At 33.8% G+C, this 6979-nt stretch carries 8 protein-coding genes and 1 other RNA gene; 5 read left to right on the top strand and 4 right to left on the bottom strand.

The genetic code is table 11. The annotated features are described in order from the left end of the window. Positions 1-299: 299 nt before the first annotated feature. Positions 300-649, top strand: an RNA gene (gene rnpB / locus GO685_RS02390) — RNase P RNA component class A. Positions 650-692: 43 nt separating this feature from the next. Here the strand turns inward: rnpB and GO685_RS02395 are convergent. Next, entirely contained in the window at positions 693-1463 is a 771-nt protein-coding gene (locus GO685_RS02395; protein WP_175937418.1) for a response regulator transcription factor, read from the bottom strand. Between the two features lie 323 nt (positions 1464-1786). Between GO685_RS02395 and GO685_RS02400 the strand changes: the two genes are divergently transcribed. From GO685_RS02400 to GO685_RS02415, 4 genes are read left to right on the top strand one after another with little or no spacing between them, the layout of a single operon-like run. Further along, the gene (locus GO685_RS02400) at positions 1787-2764 is read left to right on the top strand and encodes an NAD(P)H-dependent glycerol-3-phosphate dehydrogenase (protein WP_175937419.1); all 978 of its coding nucleotides are present in this window, start codon (positions 1787-1789) and stop codon (positions 2762-2764) included. A gap of 19 nt (positions 2765-2783) precedes the next feature. Then, the gene (locus GO685_RS02405) at positions 2784-3266 is read left to right on the top strand and encodes a phosphatidylglycerophosphatase A (protein WP_175937420.1); all 483 of its coding nucleotides are present in this window, start codon (positions 2784-2786) and stop codon (positions 3264-3266) included. Further along, positions 3256-4035, top strand: a complete 780-nt coding sequence (locus GO685_RS02410) for a GNAT family N-acetyltransferase (RefSeq protein WP_175937421.1) — start codon at positions 3256-3258, stop codon at positions 4033-4035. The genes GO685_RS02405 and GO685_RS02410 overlap by 11 nt, the downstream gene beginning before the upstream one ends. A gap of 56 nt (positions 4036-4091) precedes the next feature. Beyond that, complete coding sequence (locus GO685_RS02415; RefSeq protein WP_175937422.1) at positions 4092-5228, top strand: hypothetical protein; 1137 nt, start codon at positions 4092-4094, stop codon at positions 5226-5228. A gap of 2 nt (positions 5229-5230) precedes the next feature. On the opposite strand, the gene GO685_RS02420 is transcribed toward GO685_RS02415, so the two are convergent. The 3 genes from GO685_RS02420 to GO685_RS02430 form a co-directional block, all read right to left on the bottom strand. Continuing rightward, positions 5231-6019 (bottom strand): succinate dehydrogenase iron-sulfur subunit, encoded by a 789-nt coding sequence (locus GO685_RS02420; protein ID WP_175937423.1) that lies wholly within the window; start codon positions 6017-6019, stop codon positions 5231-5233. Positions 6020-6113: 94 nt separating this feature from the next. Beyond that, positions 6114-6566 (bottom strand): rRNA maturation RNase YbeY, encoded by a 453-nt coding sequence (gene ybeY, locus GO685_RS02425; RefSeq protein WP_175937424.1) that lies wholly within the window; start codon positions 6564-6566, stop codon positions 6114-6116. Beyond that, the gene (locus GO685_RS02430; RefSeq protein WP_175937425.1) at positions 6560-6958 is read right to left on the bottom strand and encodes an EVE domain-containing protein; all 399 of its coding nucleotides are present in this window, start codon (positions 6956-6958) and stop codon (positions 6560-6562) included. Before GO685_RS02430 ends, ybeY begins: the two co-directional genes overlap by 7 nt. Between the last annotated feature and the right edge of the window lie 21 nt (positions 6959-6979).

Consider the following 6979-nt stretch of genomic DNA (forward strand, 5'->3'; position numbering starts at 1 on the left):
TATTTGAGGTACATATAAATAATTAGCCACCGACCTGGGCTTTTTTTGCTTTTTTTCTCGCTTGGTAAATTTCTTAAGCATAAAGGTTATACCAATTTTCGTTATCAAACAAGATACATAATAAATTTGCTAAATTTTTCATCGTAGAGAAACTTTTCAATTTGTCCTATTACCATTGGGATTTGGTATAATGATGTACCAAGACATTACCTTTAGCTGTTGCCTTATGTTTGATATGCGGACCATTGATTAGCAGGGAAATTGTTTTACTTTTATGATTTTCATGTTAAAGTATAACCCTAGGTGAAATAAGTAGCTGCTGTTGTGTGATAAGCACAACAGAGGAAAGTCCGGGCTCCAAGGAAAAATAGTGACGGGTAACGCCCGCCGGAGGTAACTCCAGTTATAGGGCTACAGAAAATTACCGCCTAAAGTATTTTAGGTAAGGGTGAAAAGGTGTGGTAAGAGCACACCATAACAATGGCAACATTGGTAGTTGAGTAACCAACGCTAGGAGCAAGATTAAATAAGAGTAGACCTTATGTTTTTCCTCATATCTACTCGGGTAAATCGCAAGCAGTAAATGGTAACATTTACTCCAGATAAATAGCTACATAAACAGAACCCGGCTTATATTTCACCTAGACACTCACATAAATATCAATTATGCCGTATTCAAATGTATAAGCACTTTACGCGTTGTCTTTTACTTGTTCTGCTTGATAGCCACCACTATTCTCACCTACATTGGCATTAGAATATTCCTCTTCATCAACATACTCTTTCAAGACATACCCTCTGCCCCAAACGGTCTCTATGTGGCTTTTTCCATCATTTGCACTTTCAAGTTTCTTACGCAACTTGCACATAAAGACATCAACTATTTTGTTATCTGAAGGTTCATCTAAACCATTGTAGAGATGATTTAAAAACATTTCCTTTGTTAGTACTGTTCCTTTACGTAACGCTAGCAACTCTATCATAGAATATTCTTTATTAGTCAGATGAACCGTTTTACCTTTTACCTCAACAATCCTATGATCAAAATTGATATTTATATTACCAATTTTGATCACTGATTCAGGATGACCTTTAGTACGACGTACTATTGCCTTTATTCGAGCAAGTAGCTCACTTTTATGGAATGGTTTAGTTAAGTAATCATCAGCGCCGTATCCAAGTCCTTTAGCTTTCTGATTAACGGCTGATATGCACGAAAGTATCAGGACAGGAACTGTAATTTTTGCACTTCTTAGTCTTAACAATATATCATATCCATCAATATCACCGGGCAAGTGTATATCTAGAATAACTAGGTCATAGTGATCTCCATTTGAGGAAACCATATTATTGTTGTAGTCTTGCGCAGAAGTTACAACATCACAAAAGTGCCCATCAGAAGTTAAAGCGTTAACCACAGTCTTTGCACTTACTTGATCATCTTCAATTAGTAATATACGCATATTTTACACCCCGTAAGTAATTTATAATTTTAGTAATATATATAACTAAGGAAAGTAACAAATCAAACTTTTATTAACAAATGGTCAAAACTACTAGTAATAGATATACCATTCCAAAATTATATAAATAGATCTAAAACATAATAGATATACTATATATCATAAGAATAACATTATTTTTAGTAAATATTGAGTTAAAACTATTATTACTAAAAGAATACTTAGGTTAATAAATATTTAACTATTTTATATATCTGTGTTATATTTTTAATTTACTTATCCTACCATTCTAAAGTATAAGTAATACTTTTCAGAGGCATTGTGTGACGATATCAATTTTAGGCGCTGGTGCATGGGGTACAGCAATTGCAATTTCACTAAGTGATAAACAAGATGTGACTTTGTGGACCCGTAATAAAACTACTTTCGAATCAATCAATAGAACAAGAGAAAGTGACAAATTACTTGGTTGTAGAATTTCTGATAGCGTGTCAGTAAAATTAGCTATTGGGGAAGTAGTTAATGCTTCAGCAATAATCATCGCTGTTCCTACCCAATCTCTAAGACAGGTATGTCAGCAATTACATGATTGTGGCTTAAAAAAAGATGTAGCAATAATCTTAGCCTGCAAGGGAATAGAAAGATCTACATTAAAACTACCTAGTGAAATAGTAAATGAAGTTTTACCTAACAATCAAGTTGCCATTTTTTCAGGTCCTAGTTTTGCTATAGAAGTTGCAAAAAAACTACCCTATTCAATGGTTCTTGCATGTCAAAACAGTGCATTAGGTTCAAAGCTAATATCAGAACTACAGCAGGAAAATATTAAACTATACTTTAGCAGGGACATCATAGCAGTACAGATTTGTGCAGCACTAAAGAACATTTTTGCTATAGCATGTGGAATTATTTTAAGTAAAAAACTCGGATGCAATGCTCACGCAGCACTGATAACAAATAGTATAAATGAAGTAAAGGCTTTATATCTAGCAAAAACAGGTAACGCTAATATAGACACGCTACTTGGACCAGCATGTTTGGGTGATCTGGTTATGACATGCACGTCCTTGAATTCAAGAAATCTGTCCTTTGGGTTTAAAATAGGTAGTAGTAACGATAGCTTTGACGTTCAGCAGATTCTGTCAGAAGGTAAGTCAGTGACTGAAGGTTTTAGTACTGCTCAATCTGCATTTAATTTAGCAGAGAAGCTAAAGATAAAAATGCCTATATGTGAAGCGGTCTATAGATTGTTGTATGAAAGCGTATCTATAAAGGATACTATTTCTGCTCTTGTAAATTAATTTTGTAGTTTGGTGTACTGTGGAATTTTTATATAAATTGATATCAACATGGTGGCTATCTGGCACAGTAAAGAAAATGCCAGGTACTGTAGGCAGTTTAGCTGCTTATCCAGTTGTTCCTCTAATACTAGGTAACAAAATTTTAGGTGCAGCAATGATCTTTTTCTTATTCTTAATCGGATTGTGGTCCACAAGTAATTACATAAAACATTATCAGACTTCACATGATCCAAAAGAGGTAGTGATTGACGAAGCAGTTGGTCAATTGCTGACAATATTTCTAATTTCAACATTGCTAAACCAAGAAGTGAATTATCCTTTATTACTGTTGTGCTTTTTTTCCTTTAGGTTTTTTGATATAATAAAAACGTGGCCTATAAATTTGATTGATAAAAATATCAAAGGTCCTCTAGGCGTTATGCTAGATGATATTATAGCTGCAATTTTAGCCTGTGTTCTCATAGGGGCCTTTTATTGTTTATTGTCTATGTATGCAGGATAAGAAAATTTATTATTCAAGCTTGGTTACTAAAAATCTGAAGGATTATATACTGTACACAGCAAACTTATCTCAGTGGGAAGTGCATGATGAATTTGATAACATCACATTCACAATAAATGGCACTAGAGAATCATTATTCAATTTTGTGTTTTGTGGAGAACAATGCAACGAGCTTTCTGTACAAAGAACTCTAGATTATCTTAGAACAAGGAATATAGAAGCAACATGGGTAATGGATTCGCATACAAAGACAAAGGGCATTTTAGAAAAGTGTAAGATAAAACACGTTAGCACACCAAAAAAAGCTTTACTTAATATGAAAAACTACTTCTTACCTGCTGATATTGTTCCAGATTTGAGGTTGAACGCTGTAAATAGTAGCAACCTCTTAGAACAGTTAGATTTATGTACTTCTAAAATTTTTTATCACAACGTTGGAATTGTTAGCACGTTTTTTCGCGGATTATCGAGTTATAATGATAAAGACTCTGGATTAAGATTTTTTCTTGCCACACTAAACAACGAAGTTTTTGGAACATGCGGCTTTTGCATTCAGGACAACGTAGCTGGTTTCTATAGCGATGGAGTTTTACCGACTCATAGAAACCATGGGATAGGTACTCAAATGGTTTTAGAAAGAGTCAAGATAATTCAGCAGCTTAAGTGCAAATATATAGTAGCGCATTGTATGAAACCTTCCGTCAACCTCTACAAAAGATTGGGCTTTCAGATATTAGGCAATCTTTACTTGTACGCTTCTTCAGCGTAACTTATACATACCCTTGTTGAGCGGTTATAAATTTTTACGTCTGTTTTAAAAGTACTATGTTTTTTTTGTATGAAGTAGTTTTATTATTAATTTTAATATTATTCTTTCTTTCTTATTCCAAATTGAAAGTGGATAATAAAATTAAGAGACTACAACATCAAAATATTATAATAAGTAACTTAATTGATACTGTGGATGATGGGTTTTATATTTGGGATGCAAAAAAACGTATAGAAAAGTTTTCTCCTAACTTACTAATTTTACTTAATACTGTTTTTTACTCATTTAATGAGTTTGTCAACTTTTTTGAGCAATCGGAAAGCTTAATTAAAAATTTTACTGAGGCAAAAAAAGTAAATAAATCTTTTACTCTGGACTTGAAATCAAAAGAGGGTGAAGTTTACTGTATATGTTATGGCAGAAGCATAATAGACAACTCTAATAGCGTAATTGGTGTGCTGTTGTGGATAAGAAACGTCTCAGACTGCAAGATAAAAGCTAACGAACTGGAGTCAGAAAATAGTCAGCTTAAACAAAAAGTAGAGAACTACAGGAGCATTCTTAACTCTCTGCCGTTTCCAATACTAAAATATAATGAAAATAAAAAAGTAAAGTTTTGCAACCTATTTTATGATAAATATATAAATAGCTCCCAGAGATTGGCTGTTACTGATAGTGTCCACAGCACCAAACCAGGAAAACATGTGATAACTTGCAAAAACGAACGCAAGGTTTTTGATTTTATTAGAATTCCAATGCAAAATTTTGGTGGTGCGGTAATATATGGAAAAGATGTTAGCGATGCAGAGGAGTTACGTGCTAGACTAGATAGTTATTTAGCTGCACAGAAAAGTTTACTTGAGGAGTTACCAATTGCTATTGCAATATACAGTAAGAATCAAAAACTGAAGTTTTATAATAATGCTTTTGTAAAAACCTTTCAACTTGATACAAAGTTTTTGGCATCCCATCCAACTTATCATGAAGTCATGCTTTACCTATTCGAATCTCAGAAGCTTTTAGAACAAAAAGATTTTCAAACTATTAGTAACCAAAGGCATGAATTATTCAAAAGATTATTTGGACCGCATAATGATACGATCCATCTTACAAATGGAAAAATGTTCAGGATATTGATAATACCCTATGCTTCAGAAGGTTTACTCTTTTCCTATGAGGAATGCAAAAGGTAGCCTCAAACTCCTTTCCTTCCTACCATAAGCTGCTTCATTTTCGCTATTGCTCTTGCTGGATTAAGCCCTTTAGGGCAGGTTTTTGTGCAATTCATTATTGTATGACAACGATACAACTTAAACGGATCATTCAAGGCGTCAAGTCTCTCATTTGTCTTATTATCACGGCTATCAGCGATCCATCTGTAAGTCTGTAGCAGTATTGCTGGTCCTAAAAATTTATCACTGTTCCACCAATAGCTTGGGCAGCCAGTTGAACAACAAGCACACAATATGCAATCAGAAAGGCCATCCAGTTTCTCTCTATCTTCAGGAGATTGTAAATACTCTTGATTTGGTAAGTCAGGTTTATCTGCTTGTAACCAAGGATTAATTGACTTGTATTGCTCATAAAATTGACTCAGGTCCGAAACTAGGTCTTTTATTACATACATATGGGGTAATGGATATATTTTTACGTCACCCTTTATATCATCTATGGATTTAGTACATGCAAGAGTGTTGGTTCCATTAATATTCATAGCACAAGATCCACATATTCCTTCTCTACAAGAACGTCTGAAGGTTAAGGTTGAATCTATTTCATCCTTTATTTTTATTAATGCGTCAAGCACCATAGGGCCACAATTATCCATATCAATGAAAAACGTGTCTACTCTAGGATTTTTCTCGTCGTCAGCAGACCAACGGTAAATTTGAAATCTTCTGACGTTTTTTACCCTAGCAGGAACAGGGTAGACCTTGCCCTTTTCATTAATTTTAGAGTTCTTTGGCAGAGAAAACTGGACCATATTGCTTACCTTTTATCGTCTATAGCTAAAAACTCTCTTGCTTTGTAGATAACATATTTTAGCATTCTCTACTATATTTTTTATTAAATTCCTTTTAAATCGTGCTCATATTATAGCCAAGCGAAGCTAAAATTTTTCTTTCTAGGTCTTTCATTATAATTTCCTCATCTTCTTTTTGGTGATCGTAATCAAGTAAATGTAGCAATCCATGCACTAACATATGTGCAACGTGAGCTAAGATAGATATATGGTGTTCATTTGACTCTTTTTGTATTGTATCTATCGAAATTGCTATGTCTCCTAAATCGCACTTGTTAGATAATTGCTCACACTGAAATGATAACACGTTAGTTGGCTTATCCATTTTTCTAAATCTTAAGTTAAGTCGATGTAGTAAATCATCATCAGCAAGAGCTATCGATATACTTGGTTTATAGTGGTCTATTTTTAATTCTTTCAGAGAAGCATTTATGATATCTAATACAAAGCTCTCCGGATCCTCTGTAATGCTGTGCCACCTCTCATCAAGAATATTTACTTCTAACATTCACTCATTCTTATTATTTCATTCCATTCGGCTTCTGAGACTGGAGAAACTGATAAGCGCGGTTGTTTTAACATGGCCATGTTTTTTAAAAGTGGGTTTCGTTTTATATCACTTAACGTTACTTGATTACTCAAAGGATTGGAAAATTTCACATCTACCAGTCCAAACTTGGAGTCGTTAACGAGGTAATATTCTTTAAAGATCTCAACTATCCCAAGTACCGCTTTTTCTTTACCTGTATGATAAAAAAACGCAGAATCACCTAATTTCATAGCTCTCATATAGCTTTGAGCTTGATAGTTGCATACACCATCCCACTTAGCTACCTTCTCCTTTTCCATTTCTTGCCATGAATATTCACTTGGCTCTGACTTAAGCAGCCAAAATTGCATTATTTCTTTCTTCTTAAATAA

Source organism: Wolbachia endosymbiont of Madathamugadia hiepei, from assembly GCF_013366855.1.
In the GTDB taxonomy this organism is placed as follows: Bacteria; Pseudomonadota; Alphaproteobacteria; order Rickettsiales; family Anaplasmataceae; genus Wolbachia.

Coding starts and splice junctions, on each gene's coding strand:
- GO685_RS02395 (WP_175937418.1), bottom strand. CDS start 1,463: ATGCGTATATTACTAATTGAAGATGATCAAGTAAGTGCAAAGACTGTG.
- GO685_RS02410 (WP_175937421.1), top strand. CDS start 3,256: ATGCAGGATAAGAAAATTTATTATTCAAGCTTGGTTACTAAAAATCTG.
- GO685_RS02415 (WP_175937422.1), top strand. CDS start 4,092: ATGTTTTTTTTGTATGAAGTAGTTTTATTATTAATTTTAATATTATTC.
- GO685_RS02420 (WP_175937423.1), bottom strand. CDS start 6,019: ATGGTCCAGTTTTCTCTGCCAAAGAACTCTAAAATTAATGAAAAGGGC.
- ybeY (WP_175937424.1), bottom strand. CDS start 6,566: ATGTTAGAAGTAAATATTCTTGATGAGAGGTGGCACAGCATTACAGAG.
- GO685_RS02430 (WP_175937425.1), bottom strand. CDS start 6,958: ATGCAATTTTGGCTGCTTAAGTCAGAGCCAAGTGAATATTCATGGCAA.